The organism is Oleiphilus sp. HI0066, from assembly GCF_001635725.1.
On record NZ_LWFH01001620.1, the window covers coordinates 1 to 690 of the forward strand.

The window sequence follows — 690 nt, forward strand, 5'->3', positions numbered from 1 at the left end:
TAGTCTCGTTTGGCTCTCAATTCTGCGGAAACCGGCTCTGAAACAATCAGCGTTGTTACCAAACCAACCAACATCGTTAAAGACATAATGATGTATGTAAACATCCATGCTTCATAGCTATATGACTCCATAGAGGAGCCGAAACCGCTGGCCAAGAATAAGGCGCCTGCACCGGAACTCAACATACCAATGCGATAACCCGCAATATAGGTTGAAGACATTAATGCCTGAAGATCACTCGATGCGGACTCAATCCGATATGCATCAATGGCTATATCTTGGGTTGCCGACGAGAAACCAAGCAAAACTACTGCGAGCGCCATGATGGTTAGCGCATTTTCCTTAGAGGGATCGATCAACGCGATGAGGACAATCGATAGAACAATTGAGCACTGAGAAAGTAATAACCAAGCCCTTCTACGTCCCAATTTTTTGGTGAGAAAAGGCAAAGGCAACTGATCAACCAAGGGTGCCCATAAAAATTTAAATGAATATGCAAGAGCCGCCCAACTAAAGTAAGTCACAGCAGATCGTTCAACACCTGCCTCTCTGAGCCACAAAGACAAAGAAGAAAAAATAAGGAGTAAAGGCATGCCCGCAGAAAAACCAAAGAAAAGCATCGAGACCACGCGAGGATGCGCAAAAGATCTCAGCGATCCACGCCAGTCAGCTTGCTGATTGTGCATATAT

Annotated in this window: 1 protein-coding gene; it reads right to left on the reverse strand. The window is 45.1% G+C overall.

Annotation, left to right across the window (positions count from 1 at the left end):
* Positions 1-686, reverse strand: a 686-nt coding sequence (locus A3738_RS25445; protein WP_156504495.1) for an MFS transporter, incomplete at its 3' end; no start/stop codon positions are given.
* Between the last annotated feature and the right edge of the window lie 4 nt (positions 687-690).